At 68.5% G+C, this 26526-nt stretch carries 25 protein-coding genes and 3 pseudogenes; 7 read left to right on the top strand and 21 right to left on the bottom strand.

Annotation, left to right across the window (positions count from 1 at the left end; genetic code table 11):
* Window positions 1-6 precede the first annotated feature (6 nt).
* The 3 genes from meaB to NC4_RS13515 are packed head-to-tail and all read right to left on the bottom strand — an operon-like array spanning window position 7 to window position 5230.
* Window positions 7-1119, bottom strand: a complete 1113-nt coding sequence (gene meaB, locus NC4_RS13525; protein ID WP_084529024.1) for a methylmalonyl Co-A mutase-associated GTPase MeaB — start codon at window positions 1117-1119, stop codon at window positions 7-9.
* On the bottom strand, window positions 1116-3368 hold the full coding sequence (gene scpA, locus NC4_RS13520; RefSeq protein ID WP_067537247.1) for a methylmalonyl-CoA mutase: 2253 nt from the start codon (window positions 3366-3368) through the stop codon (window positions 1116-1118). The genes meaB and scpA overlap by 4 nt, the downstream gene beginning before the upstream one ends.
* A gap of 2 nt (window positions 3369-3370) precedes the next feature.
* Entirely contained in the window at window positions 3371-5230 is a 1860-nt protein-coding gene (locus NC4_RS13515; protein WP_067537243.1) for a methylmalonyl-CoA mutase family protein, read from the bottom strand.
* 233 nt (window positions 5231-5463) lie between these two features.
* Between NC4_RS13515 and NC4_RS13510 the strand changes: the two are divergent.
* Window positions 5464-6116, top strand: a pseudogene (locus NC4_RS13510) (TVP38/TMEM64 family protein).
* A 38-nt stretch (window positions 6117-6154) separates the two neighbouring features.
* On the opposite strand, the gene NC4_RS13505 reads toward NC4_RS13510, so the two are convergent.
* The 5 genes and pseudogenes from NC4_RS13505 to NC4_RS13490 form a co-directional block, all read right to left on the bottom strand.
* Window positions 6155-6355 carry a hypothetical protein gene (locus NC4_RS13505; protein WP_067537240.1) on the bottom strand — a complete coding sequence of 67 codons (201 nt, stop codon included), beginning with the start codon at window positions 6353-6355 and terminating at the stop codon, window positions 6155-6157.
* Window positions 6356-6585: 230 nt separating this feature from the next.
* A complete protein-coding gene (locus NC4_RS13500) occupies window positions 6586-7374 on the bottom strand; it encodes a maleylpyruvate isomerase family mycothiol-dependent enzyme (protein WP_067537237.1) in 789 nt (262 codons plus the stop codon).
* A 95-nt stretch (window positions 7375-7469) separates the two neighbouring features.
* On the bottom strand, window positions 7470-7661 hold the full coding sequence (locus NC4_RS13495) for a DUF397 domain-containing protein (RefSeq protein WP_067537234.1): 192 nt from the start codon (window positions 7659-7661) through the stop codon (window positions 7470-7472).
* Window positions 7655-7979 (bottom strand): annotated as a pseudogene (locus NC4_RS44590) (Scr1 family TA system antitoxin-like transcriptional regulator). The gene NC4_RS13495 and the pseudogene NC4_RS44590 overlap by 7 nt, the downstream one beginning before the upstream one ends.
* Entirely contained in the window at window positions 7951-8442 is a 492-nt protein-coding gene (locus NC4_RS13490) for a helix-turn-helix domain-containing protein (RefSeq protein WP_084529022.1), read from the bottom strand. Before NC4_RS13490 ends, NC4_RS44590 begins: the two are co-directional and overlap by 29 nt.
* A 244-nt stretch (window positions 8443-8686) precedes the next feature.
* On the opposite strand from NC4_RS13490, the gene NC4_RS13485 reads away from it, so the two are divergent.
* Together NC4_RS13485 and NC4_RS13480 are read left to right on the top strand one after the other, a co-directional pair.
* Entirely contained in the window at window positions 8687-8869 is a 183-nt protein-coding gene (locus NC4_RS13485) for a hypothetical protein (RefSeq protein WP_067537228.1), read from the top strand.
* A gap of 9 nt (window positions 8870-8878) precedes the next feature.
* Complete coding sequence (locus NC4_RS13480; protein WP_067537225.1) at window positions 8879-9532, top strand: putative DNA-mimic protein; 654 nt, start codon at window positions 8879-8881, stop codon at window positions 9530-9532.
* A 19-nt stretch (window positions 9533-9551) separates the two neighbouring features.
* Here the strand turns inward: NC4_RS13480 and NC4_RS13475 are convergent, their stop codons facing one another.
* From NC4_RS13475 to NC4_RS13435, 9 genes and pseudogenes are all read right to left on the bottom strand, one after another.
* Window positions 9552-9908 carry an MmcQ/YjbR family DNA-binding protein gene (locus tag NC4_RS13475; protein WP_067537223.1) on the bottom strand — a complete coding sequence of 119 codons (357 nt, stop codon included), beginning with the start codon at window positions 9906-9908 and terminating at the stop codon, window positions 9552-9554.
* A 77-nt stretch (window positions 9909-9985) separates the two neighbouring features.
* Window positions 9986-10171, bottom strand: a complete 186-nt coding sequence (locus tag NC4_RS13470) for a hypothetical protein (protein ID WP_067537220.1) — start codon at window positions 10169-10171, stop codon at window positions 9986-9988.
* 274 nt (window positions 10172-10445) lie between these two features.
* Window positions 10446-11261 (bottom strand): hypothetical protein, encoded by an 816-nt coding sequence (locus NC4_RS13465; protein WP_067537217.1) that lies wholly within the window; start codon window positions 11259-11261, stop codon window positions 10446-10448.
* Window positions 11255-12208, bottom strand: a complete 954-nt coding sequence (locus tag NC4_RS13460) for a hypothetical protein (RefSeq protein ID WP_157554669.1) — start codon at window positions 12206-12208, stop codon at window positions 11255-11257. The genes NC4_RS13465 and NC4_RS13460 overlap by 7 nt, the downstream gene beginning before the upstream one ends.
* Window positions 12205-14061, bottom strand: coding sequence for an ABC transporter permease family protein (locus tag NC4_RS13455; protein WP_067537212.1), 1857 nt, complete (start codon window positions 14059-14061; stop codon window positions 12205-12207). The genes NC4_RS13460 and NC4_RS13455 overlap by 4 nt, the downstream gene beginning before the upstream one ends.
* On the bottom strand, window positions 14058-15419 hold the full coding sequence (locus NC4_RS13450; RefSeq protein ID WP_067537209.1) for a hypothetical protein: 1362 nt from the start codon (window positions 15417-15419) through the stop codon (window positions 14058-14060). The genes NC4_RS13455 and NC4_RS13450 overlap by 4 nt, the downstream gene beginning before the upstream one ends.
* Window positions 15420-15570: 151 nt before the next feature.
* Window positions 15571-15876, bottom strand: a pseudogene (locus tag NC4_RS42525) (transglycosylase family protein).
* A 446-nt stretch (window positions 15877-16322) separates the two neighbouring features.
* Window positions 16323-17591: an SPFH domain-containing protein gene (locus NC4_RS13440; protein WP_245721668.1), complete on the bottom strand. Its 1269-nt coding sequence runs from the start codon at window positions 17589-17591 to the stop codon at window positions 16323-16325.
* Window positions 17592-17618: 27 nt separating this feature from the next.
* The gene (locus NC4_RS13435) at window positions 17619-18050 is read right to left on the bottom strand and encodes an NfeD family protein (protein ID WP_067537206.1); all 432 of its coding nucleotides are present in this window, start codon (window positions 18048-18050) and stop codon (window positions 17619-17621) included.
* A 289-nt stretch (window positions 18051-18339) separates the two neighbouring features.
* Here NC4_RS13435 and NC4_RS13430 point away from each other — a divergent pair, with 289 nt between their 5' ends.
* On the top strand, window positions 18340-19167 hold the full coding sequence (locus NC4_RS13430) for a DUF3097 domain-containing protein (RefSeq protein ID WP_067538009.1): 828 nt from the start codon (window positions 18340-18342) through the stop codon (window positions 19165-19167).
* A 197-nt stretch (window positions 19168-19364) separates the two neighbouring features.
* Window positions 19365-20174, top strand: a complete 810-nt coding sequence (locus NC4_RS13425; RefSeq protein ID WP_067537203.1) for an Rv1486c family protein — start codon at window positions 19365-19367, stop codon at window positions 20172-20174.
* A gap of 213 nt (window positions 20175-20387) precedes the next feature.
* Here NC4_RS13425 and NC4_RS13420 read toward each other — a convergent pair whose 3' ends face one another.
* Window positions 20388-20894 (bottom strand): SRPBCC family protein, encoded by a 507-nt coding sequence (locus NC4_RS13420; protein WP_067537201.1) that lies wholly within the window; start codon window positions 20892-20894, stop codon window positions 20388-20390.
* A complete protein-coding gene (locus tag NC4_RS13415; RefSeq protein ID WP_067537198.1) occupies window positions 20891-21256 on the bottom strand; it encodes a metalloregulator ArsR/SmtB family transcription factor in 366 nt (121 codons plus the stop codon). The genes NC4_RS13420 and NC4_RS13415 overlap by 4 nt, the downstream gene beginning before the upstream one ends.
* Before the next feature lie 167 nt (window positions 21257-21423).
* On the opposite strand from NC4_RS13415, the gene NC4_RS13410 reads away from it, so the two are divergent.
* On the top strand, window positions 21424-22365 hold the full coding sequence (locus NC4_RS13410; RefSeq protein ID WP_067537195.1) for an alpha/beta hydrolase: 942 nt from the start codon (window positions 21424-21426) through the stop codon (window positions 22363-22365).
* Here the strand turns inward: NC4_RS13410 and NC4_RS13405 are convergent.
* Complete coding sequence (locus tag NC4_RS13405; protein ID WP_067537193.1) at window positions 22316-22918, bottom strand: TetR/AcrR family transcriptional regulator; 603 nt, start codon at window positions 22916-22918, stop codon at window positions 22316-22318. The two genes, NC4_RS13410 and NC4_RS13405, sit on opposite strands and share 50 nt — an antisense overlap.
* A 354-nt stretch (window positions 22919-23272) precedes the next feature.
* Here NC4_RS13405 and NC4_RS13400 point away from each other — a divergent pair, with 354 nt between their 5' ends.
* The gene (locus NC4_RS13400) at window positions 23273-25192 is read left to right on the top strand and encodes an acyltransferase family protein (RefSeq protein WP_245721667.1); all 1920 of its coding nucleotides are present in this window, start codon (window positions 23273-23275) and stop codon (window positions 25190-25192) included.
* On the opposite strand, the gene NC4_RS13395 is transcribed toward NC4_RS13400, so the two are convergent.
* Entirely contained in the window at window positions 25176-26483 is a 1308-nt protein-coding gene (locus NC4_RS13395) for a flavin monoamine oxidase family protein (RefSeq protein ID WP_067537190.1), read from the bottom strand. The two genes, NC4_RS13400 and NC4_RS13395, sit on opposite strands and share 17 nt — an antisense overlap.
* Window positions 26484-26526: the final 43 nt, after the last annotated feature.

The raw sequence follows: 26526 nt of genomic DNA, 5'->3' as shown, positions 1-26526 counted from the left end.
GGCCCCTCAACTCCTCGCGTCGAAGGCGCGCAGTATCTCCTCCGCGGCGAGCGCGGGGGTGAGCGAACCGTCGCGGATCTGCTTTTCCACCTGAGGCCGAAGAGCTTTCACCGCCGGATTGCCGGTCAGGCGGCGAAGCAGGTTGTCGTGCACCATGGTCCAGGTCCAGTCGATCTGCTGACGGCGGCGCTTCTCCGCGAATTCCCCTGCCTCGGTGAGGACTCGGCGGTGGGTGAGCACGACATCCCAGAACCGGTCCAGCCCAGTGCCGTTCAACCCGCTCATCGTCAATACCGGTGTATGCCACAGGGATTCACGCGGGTGAATCAAGCGCATCGCACCACTCAGTTCGCGAGCCGCCGTCTTGGCCTCCAGCTCGTGCTTCCCGTCGGCCTTGTTCACCGCGACCAGATCGGCGAGCTCGAGCACACCCTTCTTGATCCCCTGCAACTGATCGCCGGTCCGGGCCAGGGTGAGAAAGCAGAACACGTCGACCATGTTCGCGACGGTCACCTCGGACTGTCCGACCCCGACGGTCTCCACCAGGATCACGTCGTACCCGGCCGCCTCGAGCAGCACGATCGTCTCGCGCGTGGCCTTGGCGACGCCGCCGAGCGTGCCCGCCGTCGGCGAGGGCCGAATATAGGCGTCCCGCTCCACCGCCAGCCGCGCCATCCGCGTCTTGTCGCCCAGAATGGATCCGCCGGTCCGCGTGGAGGACGGATCCACCGCCAGCACCGCCACCCGATGTCCCTCCCCGATGAGGTACATGCCGAGCGCGTCGATGAAGGTCGACTTGCCCACGCCCGGCACACCGGTGATACCTACGCGATTCGACACCACCGCGTCCTCCGCCGGAGTCAGCCGCAACAACAGTTGCTGCGCCAGCTCGCGGTGATCGGCGCGAGTCGATTCGACCAGGGTGATGGCGCGGGCCAGCGCGGCCCGCTCCCCGGCGCGAACGTGCTCGGCCAGCGCGTCCACATCGATGGCCCGCCGCCCCGGCGCCGCGACCTGCGCCCCGGCACCGGGCGCCCCTACTCCGGCGGTGGTGCCCAGCCGCGGGCGGTTCCCACCGCCCTCGGCACCGCCCTCGGCACCGCGCGCGACACCGCTCATTCAGTGGCGCCGGTGCCGATCTCGTGGCCGAGGGAGTCGGCCAGTTTCTTGATGAGGTCGACGGCGGCGTCGGCGATGACGGTGCCGGGCGGGAAGATGGCGGCGGCACCGGCTTCGTAGAGTTCGGCGAAGTCGCCGGGCGGGATGACGCCGCCGACGATGACCATGATGTCGGGGCGGCCGACATCGGCCAGGGCCTGCCGCAGGGCTGGCACCAGGGTGAGGTGACCGGCGGCCAGGGAGGAGACGCCGACGATGTGGACGTCGTTGTCGGCCGCCTGGCGGGCCACCTCTTCGGGGGTCTGGAACAGGGGGCCCACGTCGACGTCCATGCCGAGGTCGGCGAAGGCGGTGGCGATCACCTTCTGGCCGCGGTCGTGGCCGTCCTGGCCCATCTTGGCGACCAGGATGCGGGGGCGGCGGCCTTCGGCCTCGGCGAATTCCTCGACCAGTTCGATGGCACGGCTGATATTGGTCACCTTGCCCGCCTCTTCACGGTAAACGCCGGAGAGCGTACGGATTTCGGCCTGGTGGCGGCCGTAGACCTTCTCGAGTGCGTCGGAGATCTCGCCGACGGTGGCCTTGGCGCACGCGGCATCGATGGCCAGGGCGAGAAGATTGTTCTCCATGCCGCCCTCGGACGAGGAAGCGGCGCGGGTCAATTCGGCCAGGGCCCGCTCGACCTCGGCCGAATCGCGTTCGGCGCGCAGGCGTTCCAGCTTGGCGTTCTGTTCGGCGCGCACGCGGGAATTCTCGACCTTGAGGACCTCGATGGGGGTGTCCTCTTCGACCTGGTACTTGTTGACGCCGATGACCGGCTGCTGGCCGGTGTCGATGCGCGCCTGGGTGCGGGCGGCGGCCTCCTCGATGCGCAGCTTCGGGATGCCTTCCGAAATCGCCTGCGCCATACCGCCGTGCGCGGCCACCTCGGCGATGTGCGCGCGGGCGCGCTCGGCGAGCTGGTGGGTCAGCCATTCGACGTAGTAGGAGCCGCCCCACGGGTCGGCGGGCCGTGTCGTGTTGGACTCCTGCTGGATCAGCAGCTGGGTATTGCGGGCGATGCGGGCGGAGAAGTCCGTCGGCAGCGCCAGGGCCTCGTCGAGGGCGTTGGTGTGCAGGGACTGGGTGTGGCCCTGGGTGGCGGCCATGGCCTCCACACAGGTGCGCGCCACATTGTTGAATACGTCCTGCGCGGTGAGCGACCAGCCGGAGGTCTGCGAATGGGTGCGCAGCGCAATGGATTTGGCGCTCTTGGGCTCGAATTCGGCGACCAGTTCGCTCCAGAGCAAGCGGCCCGCACGGAGTTTGGCGACCTCCATGAAGAAGTTCATGCCGATGGCCCAGAAGAACGACAGGCGCGGAGCGAAGGTGTCCACGGCCATGCCCGCGTCGATACCGGCCTTGATGTACTCCACGCCGTCGGCGAGGGTGTAGGCCAGCTCCAGGTCGGCGGTGGCTCCGGCTTCCTGAATGTGGTAGCCGGAGATGGAGATCGAGTTGAACTTCGGCATCTTCGCGGAGGTGAAGGCGAAGATGTCGGAGATGATCCGCATGGACGGCTTGGGCGGATAGATGTAGGTGTTGCGGACCATGAACTCTTTCAGAATGTCGTTCTGAATGGTTCCGGCCAACTGTTCGGGCTTGACGCCCTGTTCCTCGGCGGCCACGACATAGAGCGCCAGGATGGGCAGCACCGCGCCGTTCATGGTCATGGAGACCGAGACCTGATCGAGGGGAATGTGATCGAACAGCTCCCGCATGTCCAGGATGGAGTCGATGGCGACACCGGCCATGCCCACGTCACCGGTGACGCGCGGGTGATCGGAGTCGTAGCCGCGGTGGGTGGCCAGGTCGAAGGCGACCGACAGGCCCTTCTGACCCGCCTGCAGGTTGCGGCGGTAGAAGGCATTCGAGTCCGCGGCGGTGGAGAAGCCCGCGTACTGGCGGATGGTCCACGGCTGGTTCACGTACATGGTGGGGTACGGGCCGCGTACGAACGGCGCCACGCCGGGGACGCTGTCGAGCGGATAGCCCGCGGCGGCAATCCCATCCCGGTCGGCCTTGGTGAATACCGGTGGGACGTCGATACCTTCGGGCGTGGCCCAGGTGAGCTGTTCGGGCGCATAGTTATTGGCCGCCGCGGCCTCGGCGACGAATGCCGCCGCCGCCGGGGCGTCGACCGCGGCCGACGCGGGCTCATCCAGGGGAACCTCGGCGAAATTGCCGATCAGGTGCTTGATGTCGCTCATCTCTATGCTCCCAGCTTTTCCAGCAGGCCGGACAGCGCCGTCACCGCATCCATCCGCGCCGTCAGGAATCCGTCCGGCCGCTGTGCGCCGGTGAGGTCGGCGACCGCCTTCTCGGGGCCCGCCAGCAGGACGGTGCTCACGCCCGCCGCGCGCAGGGCGTCCACGGCCGCACCGGCATCGGAGCCGTAGCGGGCGTCGGATCCGCACAACACCGCGAGGCTGGCACCGGATTCGGTTGCCGCCGTGCCGATATCGCCCGCCGCCAGCGCGCCCGGGTTGATCGACTCGATACCGCCGGAAGCCAGCAGGTTGGCGGTGAAGGTGACCCGCACATTGTGCTCGGAGACCGGGCCCAGCGGCACGAGCAGCGCCTTGGGTCGCGCGCCCTGGGCGACGAGGTAGGCGTCGGAGCGATTGCGCAGCGCCTCGAAGGCCGCGCCGTACGCCGTGCCGGAACTCGCCAGCCGCGCCGCCTCCGACAGCGGCTCCTCGGCCAGGTTGGGGAACTCGTTCACGCCGGTGACGGCCGTCTTGCGGTGCGCCACATCGGAATCGCGCGTGGTCTTGGTCTCGGCGATGCGCTCGGCGAGCAGACCGGACTGCAAGGCGTTCAGGTAGCCGCCCGCGGCCTCCAGTTCCTGCATGAACTCCCACGCCTTGGCGGCCAGTGCGTCGGTGAGGGATTCGACGTACCAGGAGCCCGCGCCCGGATCCTGCACGTGGCCGAGGTGGGATTCCTCGAGCAGCAGCAGCTGGGTATTGCGAGCCATGCGCTCGGAGAACGCCTGCGACACACCGAGTTCCCCGGCGGGCAGGGCGTGATCGAAGGGCAGCACCGTGACGATGTCCGCGCCGCCGACGCCCGCGCCGAAGGCCGCGAGGGTGGTGCGCAGCATGTTCACCCACGGATCGCGCTGACTCATCATGGCAGGAGAGGTCACCGCGTGCTGCGGGGCATTGCCGTAGTCGGGTGCGCCGCAGACCTGCGCCACGCGCGCCCAGAGTCGCCGGGCGGCACGGAATTTGGCAATGGTCTCGAACTGGTCGTCGGTGGCGGCGAAGCGGAATTCCAGCTGTTCCAGCGCATCCACGATGTCCGCGCCTGCATTGGTCAGCGCGCGCAGGTATTCCAGGCCCGCGGCCACGGCCGCACCCAGCTCCTGGGCGTCGGAGGCGCCCGCATTGTGGAAGGCGATGCCGCACACGGTGATCGCGCGCACCGTCTCCGGTCGGGCCACCGCCTGCTGGGCCAGCGCGATCGCGCCGTCCAGGTCGATGGCCGCGGTTCCGGCGAACAGACTGCTCAGCAGGGTCGCGCCGAGCTGCACCCGAATATCGGCGCGGTTCGCGACCTGGTAGCCGTCCAGCACCGAGAACACCTGGGCCGCAGCCTCGATCGCGGCCGGACCGGCGTCCAGGGTGAGCGGGGCCAGATCGAACAGCACACCGGACAGCGCCGCCGGGATATCCGCGACCGGCACGCCGCGCTCCCCCACGCCCAGCCGGATGGCGCTCACGCCGTTCTCCAGCGCGCCCATGATCTTCTCGTTCACGGCCTTGGCGTCCGAGTCGCCGAAGTACTGGTTCACGAACCAGCCGCGATGCACGTCACGGGTGGCGTCGCCACCGCGCACGAACGGGAACTCCCCCGGCAGCGGCTGTTGCGGCAGCTCGTCCCGCCGCGTGTACAGCGGGTTGACCGTGAGCCCGTCATAGGTCGAGACCGCGAGCAGCTTCTCCGGCTCTTCCGGCAGGTCCGATACGTCCACCCTGCGGGCCTTGGCCAGCACTCCGGCGACACCCTTGCGCCAGGCGGCGTACCCGGGCACCGGATCGGCGTCCGGGTCTGAAGCAATCGGCATAGCTGCTGTTCCTTCTTCCACTCCCCGACTTCAATGCCCGCTTTCGACCGCATTCGCACAGCTCAGCGGGCACTTCGGTTAACGAGCATTCATCGTCTTTCCCCTGATGCTAACCACACCGTTCCGATTACTGTCGCCCGAGTCTCACTACCGGCGGGTAACCTGGCGCGGTGCCAACAAGCCCGTCCGCGCCGCCGACCCGACCCAGCGCCCCGCCGCGCCGCGCCCCCGAACTGCTGGCGCGACTACGGCAACCGCGTGTGCTCGCGCTGGTGCTCACCGGTGTCGCGGTGCTGGCGCTGGCCGCCTTCGCACCGCATCCCGCGCCGCAGCAGATCCGCGTATGGGCCGATTCGGTCGGGCCGTGGCTGCCGCTGGTGTTCTTCGTGGTGCACGCCCTGGTCTGTATTCTCCCGTTTCCGCGCACCGTCTTCACGCTGAGCTGTTCGGCTCGGCGCTCGGCCTGAGCCTGGCCGTTGCCGCCACCACGGTCAGCGCCGTCGTCGCGCTCCTGCTCGTCCGCACCCTGGACAAGGATCGCGTCCGCGCGCGCCTGACCCATCCGGCGGTCCGAGCGGTCGACGCCCGCCTCGCCCGGCGCGGCTGGCTCGCGGTCGGCTCGCTCCGCCTGATCGCGTTCGCCCCCTTCGCGGTGGTCAACTACTGCGCCGCGCTCTCCTCGGTCCGCATGCTCCCCTACTTCCTCGCGACGGTGGTCGGCATCCTGCCCGGCACCATCGCCACCGTCATGCTGGGCAATGCCCTCACCGGGCAAACCGATTCACTGCAACTGGTCGTGACCGGCCTGTGCGTGGCGCTCGGCGTGGCCGGTCTGGTCCTCGACACCCGCCTCGACGTTCCCGACGCGGACGCCACGGTGGACTGATTACGGGCAGGGGCGCTGCTGGGTGCGCTGCTGCAGGTTCACGCATCGGGCGGGGTCTGGTTCATCAGCAGCATGATGGCCGGATCGGTGCCGGGGTCGGGGACCGTGGAGGCGGGCGGCGTCTCGTTCTGGGCACTCGCGGTGGCGGCGACGGTGGCGATGGGAACCAGGGCCAGCATGCCCGCGACGAGGACGCGGGCCGCGGTGCGGCGGGTGGTGGAGGTCGACTTGGAAAGCATGGGAATTCCTCTCTCACACAGGGTGTGCCGGACTGGGGCGCACTAGTTCGATGGAAGACCCATTTCCTGGGAATCACATGAGATTCAGCTGCTAAAACGCCTGAATAGGGCTAATTTCATGGCTCGCTGCGGGTGCCGAATCCGGGTCCCCTAGGGGTGCTACCCGGATGTGGTGATCACCCTCGTTGTGCCGTCATTCTCCGGCTACCGCGCGGCGGTTCGGGTGCGATCTAGGCGGGGAGGAAGCGGCATGCGAATCCGGCCGCGAGCCAAGGCTTTCGGCCCCAGGTGAGCACGCGGCCGGTGAGGGCCGGGGTCCACTGCGAGATGCGGCCGTAATTCAGCAACAGGGCGGTGACGGGGTCGGCGCTGATATACGCGTCGACGGAGCCCGGATCGGGTGGATCGACGGTGAGATGGCCGTCGTCGAACCGGTAGACGTAGCGCGAGAACCCGCGCAGCCTGTATTCGTAGGTCGCCGTATGCCGGTGAGCCAGGGCCGGATTCACCCACCCCGGAATGACCTGATTCAGTCCGTCCATAATGATCGGCACGTGCGCGGGATCGATAGCCCACGGCTTGCCCAGCGTCCGCGCAATGTCGTAACCGTGAACCACGAATTCGCCCAGCAGCGTCCCGCGCGCCCGATCCGCCCGAATCCGCTGATCACCGTCGAACATCATGGTGCGCGGCTCCCCCGCGAACCCGTCGAGCGTTTCGATGAACGCCTCCGTCCCCGCCACCACGCGTCGCGCCAGCTCCCGCGGGTCCCGGCTGTCGAGCGCGCGAATCTGCTCGGCATTGAACCCGGGCAGATCGGCCGCCCGCGCGGGCCAGGTTCCTCGCCCCAAAGCCAGTTCCCGATACCGCACCGGCTCCGCCGCCACGTGCCCCGCCACATCGATGATCGACCACCCCGGCGTCCCCCGTACCTCCCGCTCCGGATCCGGCGCTGCCGCAACCACATCCGCAAACCGCCGCGCCGCCACCCGCAGCGCCCGCCCCACCGTGTCTGCCATCGGAACTCCCCTACCGACGAACATTCGATCGCTCCCCCGAACACTACGCCGACTCCCCCCTCCGAGCCCGCCGGTTTCAAACCGTTACACCCTGTTCACCGCCATATCCCGCTCGCCAGAAACCGATCCCACTGCCCACCGGAGAACACCAGGACGGGTCCGTTCGGGTCCTTCGAATCACGCACCCCCACCGCGCCCGCCCGCAGATGCGCGATTTCGACACAGTCCGCATTCGGCTGACTCCGTGTGCTCTTGAACCACTCCGCCCCGGCTAGGTCGATCAACATCCGCCGTACTCCTTCGCCAATTCCCGCATCAATTGCCGAGTGTCATCCTCCGTCAACGCTACGCGCCGAATGTCCGAAATCGCCCGGCGATACCGGGCGATCACATCGTCTTGTTCCAGATACAGCGCACCTTCGTACCCTTTCCACGTACACAACGGGCGGCTCCACGAGTCGGCTTGCGAGAGGCGGGAATTCGAGCAGCGTGAAGGTTTGGACGACGAGCCCGAGATGACCGCGCGCCCCCAACGGAACAAGGCGAATCGAAACATTCGGCCGCGTCTCCATGACCTCACCGAGATGCCGAATCTGGCCGACCATCACGCCGGGTCCGCCCGGCGTCTGCCGAAGTACCGTTTCCGACAGCTCGATACTCGCCGCTCTGCAGCAAGCCGGGCACCAGCGTGGTCTGATGTGTCGTGAGGTGATCGGTCGCCGCCTCGAGCCTCAGATAGTGATCGAAGTGCGACGCATACTGCCCCGCATACGCCTGCCACCACCCCCTGGCCATCCCTTGCAGCTTGGCGACCTTCGCCTGCTGCTTCACCTCCTCCCACAATTCGAGCGCCTCGGCCCGAACCCCCGGCCCGACCTTGTACAGATCGAGCAGCGATTTCAATTGCGGGGTGGACACTTTCGTCAGCTGTCCATCCTCGAGCCTGAGCACAGTTTGCTTCGAAGTGTCTATCTGCAATGACGCCGTGAGCAATGTCGCCCCGGCTTGCTCTCGGAGACCCCGGAGAAATCGACCGAACGCCCTACGCGGAACAGTGGATCCAGCCATTTCGTTAGCCTCGCTATCTGCGCAAACCTACCGTGGACCGCACCAGATCGGAATTCCAGAGTATCCCCCGAAATCGCCGCCGTTCACGGTTTCGGACGACCACAGTTGTGACTACCAGCTATTTGCCACAATGATGAACGGAGAATGTAATGTCTTGGGGCACTTGGGCACTACTGGCGATCCTCGTTCTGTGTATCGGCCGCCACCGGATGATTCGCACGAAAGCGGGCGGGCGGCGATCCGCATGAACTCCTACCTGAGCCACGACATTCCCGACTATCCCGTCATGAACCTGCGCGCCGCCGTACACGCTCTCGCGAAACACGAAGCGTGCCCTGATGATTGCGAGGCGAAGCGTTACTACGCCAAGCTGGTCCCGCACCTTGAACGGGGGCGGTCCACCTGGAATATCTGGACCGCACGCTAGGCTCGGCCCATGGGGCTGGCCTTGGCGACGCATACGCTCGCTTACGTTCTGCAAAACGGTGATTATCCCGACGAGGTCGACGAGCTGCGGGATCAGTTGCGGGCGATCAACGATCTACTGCTGGTGGAAGGGCTTTCGCCACATCACGAACCGACCACTCGGGGGCCCGCGACCTCGCGCGACACGGTCGGCAGCGTTCCCTACAGCTTCGTGCACTACCTGCGCCGCGCGTATGCCCGGGCCTGCGAATACCCGGATCAACCGCTGACGCCCGTCGCGGACGGGGAAGATCCGTCCGAAGACGACGCGGTCGAAAGCGTCAGCTCCATGTTCGAGTCGCATCTGCTCTGCCACTCGGACTGCGAAGGCTTTTACGTGCCCGTCGATTTCGACGTCGTGCTCTACCCCGAGCCGGATATCGACATACCCGGTGACATGCTCGGCTCCAGCCAGGGGCTGCTGCGCGAACTGGAATACGTCGCCCCGTATCTCGGGATCACCCTTGTCGACGACGAATTGCCGGACGACGAAATCGCCCGCATATCAGCAGAACTCAACGCCGTCGACGAACACCCGTTCTTCCGCGAACTGCACACCTGGCTCCTCTTCTACGAAACCGCCCGAGTCTCGATAGCCAACAACACCATCATCACCTTCAGCTGATCGCAGGCGCCCTGCCGAATCAGCGCGTAACCTCGCCTCGCTCACGCTGTTTGCGGATCTTCGCGGGCGCCGACAGCCACCACGCGCCATCGATCAACTCGTGCAGCTGCCCCTCATCGACCCGATCCAGGTCGATGAGGATGTACGGAGATCCGTCGTAGTGCGGCGTGGTGTAGAAGGCATCATCGCCCGAAGCGAGCAACGCCTCCTTCTCCTCCGGCTCACACCGCAGCACGAGGCCGCCCTCCGCCTCGCTGCGCAGCCGGGCGAAGCTCTTCCCCGCGACGTTCAGTCCGGGGCTGCGCCACCAGGTCGCTTCCTCCACCGCCGGGAGGCTGGTCGCGAACGCGACGACGTCTTGCCAGGTCAGGGTCATTTGCCCAGTGTGCACCCGGCTCGCACCCCGATGCTTGGACAAATGGGATCAGCGCCCGTATTCGGCGCGGGGCCGGATCAGCGATAGTCGTCTTCGTCGAGATCCACTACGCGCGCCTGCTCAGCCATGTCCGCCACATTGGCCGCCGCCGGGTCGAAACTGCCCTGCCCCAGCTCCGTATGCTGCTCTGCCCCGTCCGCCTCCGGCGATGCGCCGTCGAGCTCTCCGTCCTCGGTCCCATCCTCGAAGGTGTCCGGGTCCATCGGATCCGTAGGCACAAGCCCTCCTGGCAGATTGGCGACATTCGTCGGTGGATCCACCGACGCGTCAGAAACCTACGTCGGCGAGGTCGCCCGCGGACACGTAATCGCCTAGGAATAAACAGTATTCGGACGTACACGACAACTGCAGCCGGATCAGGCGTGTTCGTCGTCAGGTATCGGCCAACGCTCGATATCGCTCGGCGGGTCGATGGACGGGGGCAGCGACGCCTCGGCCTCGGCGAGTTGTGGCGCGCTGGGACGCAGGAACGACTTGTCATGGGGGTCGGAGATTGTCGTCCTTCGGCAAGGGCCAGCGGTCGATGGCGCGCAGGGGGGCGATAGGTGCGGGCAGCGAACCCATCGCTTCGGCGCGGTAGGCGCGGGCGAGATCCGTGTCCGTGCCGAGGCGCGTGGCTTCGGCCAGCCAGCCGGTGGCCTGGCGGAGCACTTCGGTGGTCGTCAGACGGTCGTCGCCGGTCAGCAGCAGGCCGCCGATACGGCAGGGTGCGGCCACCGCGGCGGAACCGAGATGCTGGAGGCAGCGGGCGATGCCGGGGGCGTCGCGCAGGGTGCGGTAGTCGCGCAGTGCGGACTGCCAGCAGCGGGTTGCACCTTCCTGTTCCCGTTTGGCCCACATGAGGACGCCCATGGTTTCGCAGGCGTGTGCCCGCCCGGCGGGGTCGATGCCGTTGCAGGTCAGCGCTTCCGCGAGCTCCAGGCGGTCACCAGCGGCGTCGTAGCGGCCCTGGTGGATGTGCACGATGGCCAGATTCACCAGCGCGCACACCTCGCCTTTCACATCCGCGCGGGGCAGCAGCCACCACGCGGATTCGAGGGTGCTCTCCGCGTTGGCCAAGCGCCGCTGCACCTCCGTCGCGCGCTCCCGGATACCCGCCGGGCCCGTGGGCGTCGGAGGCGGGCGATAACGTTCCAGGAAGGCCAGCGCGCGACGGTGCTCGCCGCGGGCGGCCAGACTCGAGCGCAGCCGTCCACGGCGGTGCCGCCGCGGCGGACCGGGCGACCCACCGCTCCTGATCTGCGCCAGTTCCCGTGCCACCACATCATTCTCGATACCGTCGAGATTCAGCACGGCGACGGGGTTCCGGCGGGGACGGGCCCGTTCTCGTCCGCGCCGAGCAGGGCGTACCAGGCATCGAGGGCATCGGCGATGCGCACCAGATCACCGACCGTGGCGGGCGGCAGGAACGTGGGCGCGGCGCACTCCACTATCAGGCTCCGCAGGTACGGGCTCTCCCGCTCGAACCATCGTCGTGCCGTGGCGCCCAGCGTGGGCGTATCGAGGGCGACCGTCCATCGGCTCGCGCGATCGGCGTGATACGCGATGAGCGCGGGCAGCGCCGCCGCGCGCATGGCGGCGATCACGACCTCCGGCGCCGCCGGGACGTGCGTGAGCAGATTGTGTGTGCACTGGTATCCGTCCGGCCCGTCCAACTCCAGTTCGTGGCGCCCGAACAGCTCGGCGAGCACGGCGGCGGGCGCGCCGGGCGGTAGATTCCAATCCTCGTTCTGCCGCGCGGGAATACGCGCGGGCGCCTCGAGCATCGCGCCGAGCATGACCATGAACCCGGTCCGGCGGTAGCGCCAGAGCGGCAGTCGGCGCAGCACCCGGATGACGGCCCCGATCGCCGCCTCCGGCACCGCGGCATTCACCCCGGGGGCGACGCCTTCCCGCTCCCGCGAATCCCCCTCCACCGCAACCTGTCCCGGCCCCATCAGATCCGCGAGGAGGTCGGCGTCGCGCGCCTTGCGCCGCCGTTCGCGCAGCATGCCCGCGGAGCGGTACAGCACGTACGCCCCGGCCGGGGCGACGATCACGACCGGCAGCCAGAGCAGCGCTTGAAGATACGGTTTCACCGCGGGGTTGTCTCCGAAGGCGTCCACCACGAGCGTGCGGGCCAGCTGGTAGATGAGCGCCGTGGCGACCGCCGAGGCCGAGGCCAGGAAGCCGCGCCACAGCGACGATCTCGGTGTGGCGATCAACGGTGACTGTCCGCTGGGCGGCTGGGGCTGGGTCATGGCCGCACTCCGCCGGTGATACCGGGCACCACCCAGCGCCGCCAGGTGCACAGCAGGATCACCACCGGCAGGATCGCCGACAGCAGCGCGCCCGCCGCGAGATGGTTGGCGTTCTCGTGGAATTGGCGGGCCTCGCCCCACAGCAGCCGCGACCACGGGGTTTCGCCGATGCCGCCGATCAGCAGGCCGATGAAGAAGTCGTTCCACACCTGGATGAATTCCAGGACCGCGACCGCCCCGATCGCCGGTCCGGCCATCTCCAGGAATCGCCGCCAGATCGTTGCCGCCCTTGCCAATCCGTGCAGTGCGTCGGCGGCGGGCGATTCCGGCGGGGCCAGTAGCGCGCCGCGCAGGATGAGGATGGCCATGGGCAGACCGGCGGCGTGCACGAAAATCAGCGGAATCCGGCTGCCGGACAGGCCCCACAGATCCATCAGCGTGCGGATCGGGCCGCCGTAGATCTGGGCGGGCATGACGGTGAGGACCACCGTCAGCGGCACGGCGATGCGCGAAATCCATTGTCCGGGCGCCAGTTCGGCCAGCCAGAAGGCGATCGGCACGGCGGCGGTCACCACCACGATGGTGGCCAGCGTGCTCACCCACAGGGTGGTCTCGAGCGAGCGCCACAGCGCGGCATCGTTCCACACCCAGCGCAGCCCTTCGGCGCCGAAGCCGCGCGGCTGCCGCAGCGCCACCCAGATCAGCCAGTCGATCGGGGCGAGCACCGGGACCAGGAGAATCACCAGCAGCACGCGCGACAGCCACGAGGCGCGCGGCCGCACCGAATCCCGTTCCCGGGTACGGGTTTCCGGGCCGGGGCGGCGATAGCGTCGCATATCGGGCTGCAACAACCACGCGGTCAGCCCGATGAGGACGGCCAGCGGCAAGGCGTAGGCGGCCGCGTACCCGTCGCCGAAACCCGCCGTGCCCGCCAGATACCACCGGTGCACGGTGGCGCTCTCGGTCGAGGATTGCAGCGGGCCCGGCACCGCGATCAGGACGACGTCGAAAACCCGTGCCGCCGCGACACCGACGATCAGGCCGAGCATCAGCAGCGTCGGATGCAGCAGTTTGCGGACCTGGTGCAGCATGCGGATCTGGTGCACCGCGCCACGCGCCAGCGGCCGCGCGAATCCGCGGGCTCTCGGGCCACCCGTACCGTGCACGGTCCGCGCCTGCACCGGATCGGCCTCGACCCCGAGGATGGCCGCCCGCCACACTCCGGTCAGCGCGCCCAGCCACGTCCACGTGAAGGCCGACCCGAGCATGACGACGAACCACCACCGGTACGCGCCGACGCTGTCCACCCACCCCGTGCCCGCAATCGATTCGAAGATCAGCCGGAAGGCGATGCCCGAGGCGAATGCCGAGATCCCGAACGGCAGGACCAGCGGCAGCCACACCCAGCGCGGGCCGCGGCTCACCCACGCGAGGAGCAGGGCGAGCAGGACCAGGAAAACACCCCACAGCACCCAGACCAGCGTGCGCACGTACGCCCAGGTGCCCGCCGCCCCGAATTCCGCGACCACCACGGCGCTGACGATCAGCAGCCCCAGCATGGACAGCCAACGCCGCGTGCGACCCCCGACCGTATCGGCGATCCCGCACAGCACCGCGAGACCGCATCCGCCCGCCACCACGGGCCGGGCGTCCACGGCCAGCCACACCGTCCATCCGACGGGCGCCACCAGCAGCACGCCGATCAGGACGAATGCCGGTATCCGCACGGCCCAGCCGAACCACCGTTGCGGATGGTGTCCGGCGACCAGCGGGCCCGACAGCCGCCGAGTCGCCAATTCCATACGCAGATCGGGTGTTTCGAAGACGCGCGGGTCGAAGTCCGGGATGGTCATCGGGTTCCTCCCGTCCGGAAGGCGTCGAGCTTGCGGACCACTCGCTCCACCGCGTCCGGGAGGCCCGCGACACCCGATTCGGCGATGTCGAGTAGGAATTCGGTCAGTATGCTGCGCAGGCCCCAGCGGCCGCCCGCGGAGCCGATGCGATCCGACAGGTCGAAGCTCGACCAGGAATCCAGTTCACGTGCAACGGGTCCCATGAGCCGTGAGAAGCGGTGGGTGCTGCGCAGACTCGGGGCCACGAAACCGCCGATATCGTCGATCCACTGCGCCGCGGCATCCGGTGCGGCGAGTTCGGCCAGCAGGGTGCGGGCATCGTCACCCGCCGCGCGGGTCAGCACCATGACGTCACCGCCGCCGATCAGGGGCGCCTGCCGACCGGGTTCGAGAGCCGGGAACGGCAGTACGCCGACAATGCCCGTAGTGCGGCCCGCGCTCGCCAGGCTGCGATGCACATACGGTTCGGCGAAATCCGGTGCGGCGACCATGAGCGCGGCACGGCGGTCGAACACGTCACGCACTGAATCGGGGAATTGCCGCGTCAATGCGACGGCGAGACCGCGCGGGAACGCGGCCGGGTGACCGCACAACTCCCCCATCCGGTGCAGGGCGGCGCGGACCGCCGGTTGATCCCAGCGCCACTGGGTGGTCCCGGTCTCCAATTCCGTATAGGCCGAGCGTGATTCAGCATGCAGCAGATTCTCGAAGAGGTCGGTGACCACCCTGCCGTCGGCCGCGCCGAATGCCAGCAATCGCACATCGGTCGCCTCCAGGGCGGTCATGGCCGTCCGCCAATGCCCGACGGTCCAAGTGCCGGGCTCGCCCAAACCGTGTGCCGCGAAGAGCTTCTCGTGCTGTTCGTAGGTCTGCCGGTCGTACCAGATCAGTGACTTCTGCGCGCTCTTGAACGGCAGCCCGTACCGCGTCCTGTCGCGACCCAGCACTCCATTGCTGCGCAGCACGTAATCCCAGTGCTGCCCGTACCGGAGGCCGACCTGGTCCTCCCACAGCGCATTGTCGATACTCGGCGGAGAATCCTTGTCCGCGAGCAATTCCCGAATTCGCCCGATTTGCGGCAGCATGACGATTTCCGGGGCCGAGGCGCCCCGCGCGGCGAAGGCGGTGTCGATATCGTCGCCCAGCAGGATCAATTGCGTGTCGCGGCACATTCCCCGATCGGCGGCTCGCTGCCGGGCGGCGGTCAGCACGGAATCGAAGGCCCGCAGTTCGAACCCGCTCCACGGCACCGCGATTCGCACCTTGTCGCGGTCACCCAGCAGGACATTCGGCGCGCAGGCCGTGGCCAGCGGGAGAATCAAACCCGCCCGCAATATCGCTCTGCGCGTCGTCGTCATGCCCTATATGCCCCCCGGTTCACCGACGTCGGTATCGGCGAAAACGACTACTACACAGTATGCCCCACGGTCTGTATTGCCGCAGTCGAATGAAAAGCGATGGCCCCGTCCGCAATTGCGGACGGGGCCATCGGATGAGGCCGTGGTGGCGTCAGAGGTGCGCGCCGCAGACCGGCCAGGCGCCGGGGCCGTGGGTGGCCAGGACGTTCTCGGCCACGCGGATCTGCTCTTCGCGGCTGGCATTGGCCGGGTTGCCGGAACCGCTGTTGGCGGCCCAGGTGCTGGGGCTGAACTGCAGGCCGCCGTAGTAGCCGTTACCGGTGTTGATGGCCCAGTTGCCGCCGCTCTCTCACTGCGCGACGGCGTCCCAGTCGTGGCCCTCGGCCGAGGCGGTCGCGGTGGTCAGCGCGAACGGAACGGACGCGATGGCGGCGACGGCGGCGGTGGCGGCGAACATGCGGGTGCTGAACTTGCGATGCATAGAGGATTCCCTGCCTGCGCCCATGCGGCCCGCGCTCTGCGCCTCGCCCGAGATATCGAGGAAAGCTGCGGGTCCCCGTCCCCAGGGATGTCGGTTGCACGCGAACCGCGGGACGGGGTTGCCGATGTTCGGCGGTTCGAGGTCGGGCTCGGCCTGCGCCCGAGCCGCAGACGACCATAACGGAACAATCACGTCGAATCACAGAGTGATCACGAGGCAATTGACAACAGGGAATAATGAATACTCACGTCGTTATCGCAGATGAAATCGGGAGAATCCGAAATGACAATTCTGTGATTTCATGCGCATTTTGTGGCGGAGGTCACGGGATAAACGTGATTCCGCTCGCCGATTTCCGGGTATCGGTAACGCGAGAGGCCCCCTCGACGGTGCGTCGAGGGGGCCTCTCGCGTCATGCCGGGCTAGCGGCCCAGGGGTCGCGGCGGGGGCGGCGGGGATTCCTGGTTGTCCGGCGGCGCCGGACGGCGCGGCTGCTGCCCCTGCGGGTGCTGTGGCGGATACGGAGGCTGCGGGGCCGGTGGCAGCTCCTCCTGCTTGTCCGAGCGCAGCCGGGAGCCCTGCGGCAGCGCGGTGGGATCCACCGGGGCCCGCGCATCGGCCTCGGCGGCGCGCACGGCGCGTTCGGCGGCCGGGTCGGTGGCGGTATCGAACCAGTCGGCCACCTCGTCGGAATCGTCCTCGGGACGTTCGGCCGCTGCACCGTCGGGAGCGGGCTCGTACCGGAAGACGCCGTCCTCGCCCTTGGTGGCGAAGCCGCGGGCGAATCCTTCCAGGGCCTTGCCGAAGTCGCTGGGCACCAACCACACCTTGTTGGCGTCGCCCTTGGCGACCAGCGGCAGGGTCTGCATGTACTGGTAGGCCAGCAGCTCGGGGGTGGGCTTACCTGATTTGATGGCGGCGAAGACCTTCTCGATGGCCTTGGCCTGGCCCTGCGCCTGCAGGTAGGCGGCGGCGCGCTCACCCTGGGCGCGCAGGATGCGGGACTGGCGTTCGCCCTCGGCCGACAGGATGGCGGACTGTTTGGAGCCCTCGGCGGAGAGGATCTGCGCCTGCTTCTGGCCCTCGGCGGTCTTGATGGAGGCTTCGCGCTGACCCTCGGCGGTGAGGATCATGGCCCGCTTCTCGCGGTCGGCCTTCATCTGCTTCTCCATCGACTCCTGAATCGACGGCGGCGGATCGATGGCCTTGAGCTCGACGCGCGACACGCGCAGACCCCAGCGGCCGGTGGCCTCGTCGAGGACGCCGCGCAACTGGCTGTTGATCTGGTCGCGGGAGGTGAGGGTCTCCTCCAGGGTCATGCCGCCGACCACATTGCGCAGGGTGGTGATGGTCAACTGCTCAACGGCGGCAATGTAATTGCTGATCTCGTAGACCGCGGCCTGCGGGCTGGTGACCTGGAAGTAGACCACCGAGTCGATCTGCACGGTCAGGTTGTCCTGCGTGATGACCGGCTGCGGCGGGAAGGACACCACCCGCTCGCGCAGGTCCACCTTGGCGCGAATCCGATCCGCGAACGGCACCAGGAAGGTCAGCTGCCCGGACACCGTGCGCGAATACCGGCCCAGCCGTTCGATGACCGCCGCCTCCGCCTGCGGCACCAGCGCCACCGACTTGAAGACGACCACCACGACCAGCAGGACCAGAACGGCGGCGACTATCAATACGGCCATATCTCAGGACCTTTCGACACGACCCGATCACGGGCCTTTCCACACAACGGCATGCGCGCCGTCGATCCGCATGACATAGACGGTGGCGCCCTCCGGATAACTCTCCCCCGAATCGAACGGCCGGGCACTCCACACCTCACCGTCCAGCTTCACCCGCCCGCCGTTCTCGTCGACCGTCTCCAGCACCTTCGCCGTCTTGCCTTGCAGCGCAGCCACATTGGTCGGCGTCGGGGGCGGAGTCGCATACCGCCGCAACAGCACCGGCCGCACGAGCAGTATCAACGCGGCCGACGTAATACCGAACACGATGGCATCCACCACCAATCCGGTCCCCGTCAACCCGCTCCACCCCGCCGTGACGAGCGCGGCACTACCGAGCATGAGCAGCGTGAGATCACCGACGAGCATCTCCGCCGCCGCGAGGAGAATCCCCGCGACCAGCCAAATGATTGCGGCCACGACATCAACAGTAGTCGTTCCCCCGCAACCAGGCCGAAGATCGGCCTTGCCCCGCCGCAACCGATATCGGCGGCCTCTCCAACGGCGACACAGTTCTCCGACAGCGGCCCAAGCTGCGGGCATCCACTGTGACCGGTGTCCATGTGCGGCGGGGACTCGCCCGGCCGCGGTGACCCGCACCAGCGGCCGCATTGCCAGTGGTGGCCGAATTGGCGATGGTTACGGGAATCTCATGGCGTTGGCCGCGTCGCACGGGTCGGCTGGGGCCGCGGCCGGTACCTTCGTCGGGGTGAGTGGGCGTGACATCTATGGCGGCGACATCTTTTCCGGGCATGCCCGGAACCGGAAGCGTGAGATACCGAAGGTGGTGGCCGAGCGGGATCTCGTCGCGGAAGACACGGCCAGCGGATTCTGCGGCGCCGTGGTGGGTTTCGATCGTAGTTATGACGGCGAGTTCGTGAAGCTCGAGGACCGGCACGGGCGAGTGCGGTTGTTCGCTTTGCGGGAGGCGGCTTTTCTCATCGACGGACAGCCGGTCACCCTGGTCAAGCCCGCCGCGGCCGCACCCAGGCAGCCGACCAAGTCCGCCTCGGGCTCGACCCGGGTCGAGGGCCTGCGCGCCCGGGTCGCTCGGGGCAGCCGCATCTGGGTGGAGGGCGTCCACGATGCCGCCCTCGTCGAGCGGGTGTGGGGTCACGACCTGCGCGTCGAGGGCGTGGTCGTCGAGCAGCTCGAGGGCCTCGACCACCTCGCGGCCCGGCTCGCCGAGTTCGAGCCCGGCCCCGGCCGCCGCGTCGGCGTCCTGGTCGACCACCTGGTCACCGGCTCGAAGGAGACCAGCCTCACCACCGGACTGGGACCCCACGTCCTGGTCACCGGTCACCCCTACATCGACGTCTGGCAGGCGGTGCGCCCCGCCGCGGTCGGCATCACCACCTGGCCCGAGGTCCCCCGCGGCGAGGACTGGAAGACGGGCATCTGCCGCCGCCTGCGCTGGGGCACATCGCAAGACGGCTGGCGCCGGGTGTACAACGGCGTCAACTCCTTCCGCGATCTCGAGACCCCACTCATCGGCGCTGTCGAGCGGCTGATCGACTTCGTCACCGAGCCGCAGTAGCCCGGCACGAATTCCCTCACCACCGAAGGGATCCGCTCCAAGTCGGCGGGTTCCCGATACGACCGAGCGGCATACCGTGGCCGCCACCGTATTCATCGTCGCCGCCGCATCCGGCATCGCCGCCGGGGTTCACGCCGGTCGAATGGCTGATCGATTCGTCCCGGAGCCTTAGCTGCCAGCCAGTTATCCTGTTGAACATGAGTTCCCCGAGCGCCACGCTGACGGTCTGGGCCGGCTTCTGGCTGGCGGGTCGCAGCGCACCCGACGACGTATTGGATGCCCTGCGGGTGTGGGCGCCATCGCAGACGGTCGCGGCCGGGGATCCGGTCACCGGGGGACACACCGGATTGCCGTGGGCCTCCGACGAGGTCGCCGACAGCGCTACCGGGGCCGGAGTCATGGTGCTGCTCAAGGTGATCCGGGAAGCCTCGAATGCGCCCGGTGCGCAGATCCGCCTGGTGCTGCCGGTGCCGGGCGATGTGCGCGGCCTGCCGGTGGGAACCGAATTCGCCGCCGCCGCAACCGAAGCCGAGGAAGGGCTGTTCATCGGGACGCCCGGGCTGGAGGGCACCGGCCTGGTCCCGTTCTGGGCCGACGACGAGACCCTGCAATGGCGGGTCTACGCCACGCCCATCCCGGTGGCGGTCGAACCGGACATGCCGCTGGGTGAAGCGGAGTACTCGATGCGCCAGGCGGTGCGCGACGCCGCCGACGCCTTGCAACGCTTGCAGACAACCGGTTTGGGATCAGGCGGAACCCCACCGCGCGACCTGATCGAAGACGAACTGGCCGCGCACTCCCGGCACGGCTACCCGGATTCCATGCCCCTGCGCGCCCGCCGAATTCTCGATACCGCGGACCAGGTGGCGGCCATCCTGACCGTCGCCGAACGCGAACCCGCCGCCGCACCCACCTCCGCCAGCGCCGCAGCCGCGCAAGAAGCGCTCTTGCGCCCCTTGTGGAACGCCATCCGCGCGGCCCGCCTGTCCGCGGTCCACGCCCACTGACCCACATCGCGGATACGCCCGCGCGGCCGACCATCCACCATGCGGGGTCGCTCGATTGCGCCCACTCCGAATTCGGTCGCCACCGCCCGATCCACGCCGCGCCCGGTCGCGATGTGAAACGACCACGACCGGGAAGTGGTGGCGGGCGCTACTCGGGAAATGCCGCCACCACTTCCCGGTGATCGAGTGACCAGGTGGGTGTGGCCCGTGGGTTTATTCGGAGGCGGCGGCGCTTTCGGCTTCGTAGTGGGGCTGGAGGGCGGGGAAGTAATCGGCGAAGTCGGGGTGGGGGGTGTTGGTGCGGGCGGCCACGAGCATGTCGAGGTAGTACTCCCAGCCGGGGCCGACGCTGGAGGCGTCGGCTTCGGGTTCCAGATGGTGGATGAAGCGGAGTTCGGTGGTGTCGCCCTGCTGGGACAGTAGGAGTTCGAGGTGCCAGCTGCCGTATTCGTCCTCGGCGGTGAGGGTGAGGTGGCGGGGCGGCTCGCAGGTGACGATGCGCATTTCCAGCCAGGGCTGTGATTCTTCGAAGAACATCTGCACCTTGATATTGCGGCCCGGTCCGGGTTCGCCGGTCCAGGGGCCGTACCAGCGGGCGGTGCGGTCGGATTCGGTGACGCTGGCCCAGACGTCGTCGATGGGGGCGCGGAAGGTGCGGGTGAGAATGAGGTCGCGGCCGGTGGCGGTGCGTTCGATGCGGCCGGTGGGGCGGGTGGTCATGCGGTGTTCTCCCTTGTGGTCTCGGTGTCCGCGGATCCGGCGCGGCGTTCGCGGCGGGTTCGGTAGACCTCGGTCTCCAGGGCGTCGAGATGCTGTTCCCAGGGGGCGCGCCGATCGAATTCGGCTATCCAGTCGGCGATTTCCCGGAGCGGCTCGGCGTCGAGGGTGTAGAAGCGCTGCCGCCCCACCAACTCGTCGTGCACGAGCCCGCTTTCGCGCAGCACGCGCAGGTGACGGCTGACGGCCGGGCGGCTGATGTCGAACCGCTCGGCGATCTCACCGGCGGTCAGCCGCGCCCGATGGAGCATGGTGAGAATTTCCCGGCGGACCGGATCGGCGATGGCCGCTGCGGCTTCGTCCACCCGAAAAGCGTAACACATCGGTTACTCGTTTTTAGAGAAATCTGAGCAACGCCGAGAGCGCTCGCACCGCGATACCCGTTCCCGCAGCTCAGAAGCCATCGTTCAGGAGCCTTCGCGGACGCGGAATGCGAGTTGGCAGCGGGCCCGCGCACCGCGACGCTGAGTGCGTGGATTACCTCCGTTACCTGAAGTTCCTGCCCGCCCACCACTGTCCCGAGCCACCGCCCGAACCCACATCGACGTGGTGGGAGTGGCAGACCCGCCGGGTGCATGTGGCGCGGGCTCTCGCGCCGGAGGCCCCGGTGCGCGTCCTCGCCATCCACGGCGCGGGTGGGCACGCCGGGCTGCTGTGGCCCCTCGCCGCCTCGAGCGCACGCGCGGGCGCGGAAGTGCTCGCCATCGATCTACCGCTGTACGGCGACACCGTCGAACCGCGCCCGGGATCGGTCCGCTACCGCGACTGGGTCGATCTGCTCTGCGAATTCGTCAGCGCCGAAACCGAATCTGATGACCGGCCGCTCGTGCTGTTCGGCGCGAGCGTGGACGGAATGCTGGCCTACAAGGCGGCGGCCCGCACGGGCGCGGCGGCCCATGTGGTGGCGACCTGCCTGCTCGATCCCGCCGACCCCGCCGCCCGGCGCGCCGCCGCGCGCTGGTCGTTCACCGGAGCCCGCGCGCCCGCCCTGCTGCGCTCGCTGGAACCGCTGCTCGGCAATATCCGCGTCCCGATCCGATGGCTGGTCGACATGGGCAATATGAGCCTGGACCCGGCGCTGTCCCGGCTGTGCGCCACGGACCCGAAGGGCGGCGGCGCACACGTGCCGCTCGGCTTGCTGGCGGATTTCCTCTGCTTCCGGCACACCCCGCCCGAGACCTTCACCACCACCCCGGTGACCTTGGTTCATCCGGCGGCCGATCGCTGGACTCCCCCGGAGCTGAGCATCCGATTCCTCGAACGCATCGGCGCGCCAACCGAACTCGTCCTCCTCGAGGGCTGCGGTCACTTCCCGATCGAGGAACCGGGAGTAACCCGATTGGCCGACACCCTGCGCCGAATCGTCAACTCCGCCCGCCCGACTCCCCGAGCAACCGGTACACCAACTCCGTGACCTGCCGCGCATCGACCGACCCGTACACGAGCACCCGGTGCAGGTGACTGTCGACGCCGTGCACCACGGTCCGCGCCGCGAGCGCCGGATCCGCTCCCCCGCGCCCGCACCGCACCAGGTGGTAGGTGATCTCCTCGGCCAGGTGGTCCTCGAACGCCCGCATCGCCGCCAGGTCCCGCGCATCCCGTGGCGCCAGCCGGTGCATCAACCCGTGCAGCACCGGCCGGTCGCGATGCAGATCCACGACGACCTCGACGATCGCGGCCATCGCCTCCTCGAACGGCGGCTCGGTCCGCCGCAGTTCGGCGAACACCTCCCCGAGCCGGGTTCCGGCCTCGCTCACATGGCGCTCCGCCACCGCCCGCAACACCGCGTACTTATCCGGAAAATACTGGTAGAGCGTGCCGATCGAGACCCCGGCCCGCTCGGCGATCCGATTGGTCGTCGCCGCGAGCCCCTCCCGCGAGAACACCTGGGCGGCAGCCTCCACGAGAATGCTCACCGTCTCGCGAGACCGTCGCTGCCGAGGCAGCCGACGCGGGGCGATGCTCATCCCTTCACGGTAACCCCCGCCGTCCGCCGCACGCCCGACAGGGACAACGCAGACGGCAGGCACACCCCGCCCATGCCGCCGAGCCGCGCGGCATGGCGTGAGTTTGCTTCCAGCACAAGCACTCGGGCATGTTATGGCGGAGTGTGGTGCGGCGCACCCGTTGTCGTGGTCGGGCAGGATCGTTGTCGTTCGTGGGAGTTCTGTTGCGCGTTGGTATCCCGGGGCCAGTGGCGTCCGCCGGGTCGGATGCTCGGGATCGATTGCCGGAGAGTGCGTCTCGGGAGACGTACCGGCGGGATCTGGATGGTTTGCGCGGAGTGGCGATCGCGCTGGTGGTGGCGTTTCACGTGTGGCGTGGACGTGTTCCTGGTGCTATCCGGATTCTTCTTCACGGGGATGCTGTTGCGGCGCACGGAGCGAACGGGGCGGGCCGGGGTCGGGGCGGTATTGCGGCGGACCGGGCGGCGATTGCTGCCCGCGCTGACGGTCGTGCTGGCGGCGATCGCCGTGGCGACCGTGGTTCTGCGGCCTTATACGCAGTGGGGTGATATCTCGGCGCAGTTGCTCGCGTCGGGGTTCTATTTCCAGAACTGGTATCTGGCGATCGCCGAACTGGATTACGCGGCGCCGGATCCGTCGATCAGCCCGCTGCAGCATTTGTGGTCGATGGCGGTGCAGGGGCAGTTCTATCTGGTGATTCTGGCGGTGATCGCCCTGTGGGCCCGGGTGCGGGCGTCCTCGGATCGCCATCGCATGGGATTGTTCATGCTGCTGACGCTCGGGGCTGTCGTCTCGTTCCGGTATGCGGCCGCCGGGGCGGCGCAGCATCAGGCGTGGACGTACTACGACAGCGCGGCGCGGGCGTGGGAACTGTTGGCCGGGGCGGCGCTGGCGGTGGCGGTGCCGTGGATTCCGATTCCCGCCTGGAGCCGTTGGGCGGCAGGCGCTCTGGGGCTCGGGATGGTGCTCGCCTGCGGCGTGCTCTTCGATGGCGCCGCCCAGTTTCCCGGCCCGGCGGCGCTGTTCCCGGTCACCGCGACCATGCTGCTCATCCTGTCCGGGCTGGGCGTGGCCGCCGCCGAGCGGCCCTGGGCGAATCGCCTGCTGGCGGGCCGGGTGTGCACCGAGCTCGGCGCCATCGCCTATCCGCTATATCTGTGGCACTGGCCGATTCTGATCTTCTATCTCGCCGAAACCGGCCGCGAGCATGCGGGATTCGGGGACGGACTGCTGGTGATCGCGGTTTCCCTGGTCCTGGCGCTGGCGACGACGCGGCTGATCGAGACCCCGTTGCGCAGGCGAGCGGACGCTCCGGCGCGGCCGTGGAATCGCCGCGGTGCGGCCGCCTTGGCGGTGGCGGCCGGTGTGGGCGTGCTGGTGTCGGCATCGGGCTGGCAGGTGGCCGCCATGACCAATCCCCCGCACCCGCCGCAGGTGCTCGTGCCGAACCGGTATCCGGGGGCGACGGCCCTGATCGACGGGATCGATCCCGCACCGGAACCCCTGCGGCCCCCACTGTTCGAGGGTTTCGCCGATGCGCCCGCGCCCACGCGCGACGGCTGCATCACACCGGACCGGGAGGTGCGCACCTGCACCTACGGTGATGCGACCGCGGGCCGCGTCATCGCGGTGGTCGGCGGCTCGCATTCCGAGCAGTGGATTCCCGCGCTGGAACTCCTGTCCCGCGACTACGGGTTCCGCGTGGTCACATTCTTGAAGGAGAACTGCCCGCTCACCCTCGTCGACCAGCCCGCCTACTCCGACGAACCGTTCCCGGAATGCCGCGAATGGTCCGAGGAGGTCCTCGACCGGCTCGCGCAGGATCGCCCCGACTGGGTGTTCACCGTCTCCACGCGTTTCCGCCCGTACTCCGACGGCGACGAGGTTCCGGCGGAATTCCTGGATGTATGGTCGGCACTGGCCGAGCGCGGCCTCAAAGTGCTTGCGCTACGCGACACTCCACGCCTGCGCCACGGCGGCGTCTTCTACCGGGCCGTCGACTGCCTGGCCCAGCGCGGCACCACCCCCGACAGCTGCGGCATCCCCCGCACCGTCGCCCTCGATCCCCGCGACCCCGCCGAGGAACCAGCCGCCGCCTTCGCGAACATCTTCCCCCTCGATGTGAACAACGCCGTATGCCGCACGGACCGTTGCCGTGTCGCCGAAGGCAATGTCCTCATCTACCGCGACGAACACCACCTCACCGCCAGCTACGTCCGCTCGCTTGCTCCCGAACTGGGCCGCCAGATCGCCGCCGTCACGCAGTGGTGGTGAGCATCCGCGGCAGTGCGGCGGCGACCTGTTGGGCGGCGTGCTCACCGGAGCGCACCGCGCCTTCGAAGTAGCCCGTCCAGCGTGGCGCGGTTTCGGTGCCCGCCCAGTGGATCGGACCGGTGGGGATTGCCGCGTCGGTGAGCGTGGACAGGTGGCCCGGCTTCGGTAGTGCGGAGTAGCCGCCGCCGACGTACGGGTCCAGATGCCAGGACTTCTCGTGCCAGCTCAGGGGATTCATGGCTCCGGGGCCGAGGTGGCGGGACAGGGCGCTCAGTACCGTGTCGCGGCGTTCGGCAGGAGTGAGGCGGTCGAGAGCGCGTGCGGCGCGGCCGGGGATGAGGACACCCAGGTGGCCGGGCCCGCCGGGCGGGGAGATATCGAACGCGGCGGGCACCGCGCCGTCCAGGGAGACGATCTCGCCGCTGAGACCGTCCGCCCGCCAGAAGGGTGCGTCGTACACGGCGATCGCCTTGTACATGGTGCCCATCACCGTATTGCGTTCCGCGGCACCGCGTCCCGGGGGCAGCGGAGGGGTGTGCCGGATGCCCGCGGCCACCGGCGGCGGTGCCGTGACGATCACCCGCCGCGCACGGACCGATCCGGTGGGGGTGTCGATCGTGACGCCGTCGGCGGTGCGCGTGATGGCAGTGACAGGGCGGTTCAGGTGTACGACGGATCCGAGCTCGTCGGCCATTGCCCGCGCGAGGCCACCCGCACCGCCGGACACCAGGGAATCCTGTGCGCCGCCCGCCGTGCCGAGCATGACCCGCAGGCCACCCGCGGACTTGATTCCCGTGGTCAACGCCCGCACCGAGACCTGATCCAGGTCGGTGGCCAGCGACTCGGACAGCACCACCTCGAGCAGCCGCCGGGCGCGCTTGCCGGGGACGCGAGACACCCAGTGGGCCACGGTGATCCGGTCCGATCCGCCGCCGGTGCGAGCCATCGATTCCAGCCGCAGCAGCGCCAGTCCCGCCGCGGCGACGGTCAGCGACATGGTCTCGATCCGGCGGACGCCATCGACGATGAGGGTTCTGCCGTTGGTATACGTCGGAAACAGGGTCATCCCGAATTCGCTTGCGAGCGCAGATATTCGGGTGTGATCGCGCCCGAGCCACTGCCCGCCCAGGTCGACGGCCGTCCCCGCGTCCGACACCTCGGTGAGCGCCCGGCCGCCGACCCGCCCGGCCGCTTCCAGCACCAGCACGTCGATTCCGCGTCGCCGTAGGACACGCGCCGCGCTGAGTCCAGCGAATCCGGCGCCGACAATCACGACGGTCGTCTGTTCCATGGCCGATCCCTTTGTGCAACATCTGTTTTAAAACAAGTGTTGC

It is taken from the genome of Nocardia crassostreae, assembly GCF_001613405.1.
GTDB lineage: Bacteria > Actinomycetota > Actinomycetes > Mycobacteriales > Mycobacteriaceae > Nocardia > Nocardia crassostreae.
The sequence above is the reverse complement of the archived record's forward strand: the minus strand, read 5'-3'. Positions and strand labels throughout refer to the sequence as shown.